Below are 873 nucleotides of genomic sequence, written 5' to 3' on the forward strand. Positions count from 1 at the left end.
GGTGATTGAGGCAGGCGGCGGCCGTGCGGTCAAGAGCGGGGACACCGCGCAGGAGCAGGCGATTGACAGCGGTACGCCGTTTGAACTGGCACAGACCCGCTCCGCGCTGGATACGGCCATCATGAAAGAGATTGTCCGACAGACCCCGGCACTGAAACCGGCGGTGGAGGCGGTGATTGCCGGGCAGATGAAACAGGCGGCCGCACTGCTGGAAAATGTGTCCCCGGACATCGTGCCGCGTCTGCCTGATGCGCATGTACCGGAAAAATCGGTCATGCAGGCCGGGGAGGACGGCGTTATCCGCGATATTGTCCGTGACTACAGCAGCCGGACACCGGAAGCCCGGGAGAAAACCCTGATAGTGGTGCAGACCAACGCGGACAGAGCAGCGGTCAACGCCGGGGTGCATGAGGCACTGACGTCCGGGCAGGACGTGCGCAGCGTCCGGATACCGGTACTGGTGCAGGAAAAAACACAGACGGCGTCTCTGCACTCGGTGGCCGGACTGGCGCAGCATCACGGCAAAACCGTCCTCGCGGGTGATACCTATTACACCCTGACAGTCTCAGAGAGTGACAAAGCGGACGGTGTGGTGATGTTACGGGATGCGGATAACAGGGATATCCCGCTCTCCGCGTTTGAGAACAGCTCGCGGGATATTCAGGTGTTCCGGACTGAAACCCGTGAGATAGCCGAAGGGGAGAAAGTCACCTTTACCCGCACCGACCGTAACCGGGGGCGGGTGGTCAACAGCACCCGCACCGTCAGTCAGATACACGATGACGGCACCCTGACCCTGACGGACGGGCAGGACAGTATCCGGATTAACCCGGCGGAGCCTGCTGACCGGCACATTGACTACGGTTATGCGGG

1 pseudogene is annotated in these 873 nt (G+C 61.7%); it reads left to right on the plus strand.

From position 1 onward, the window contains the following. Positions 1–873 (plus strand): annotated as a pseudogene (locus X965_RS18765) (TraI family protein); the annotation flags it as partial.

The sequence above is a fragment of the Morganella sp. EGD-HP17 genome (genome assembly GCF_000512315.2).
In the GTDB taxonomy this organism is placed as follows: Bacteria; Pseudomonadota; Gammaproteobacteria; order Enterobacterales; family Enterobacteriaceae; genus Morganella; species Morganella morganii.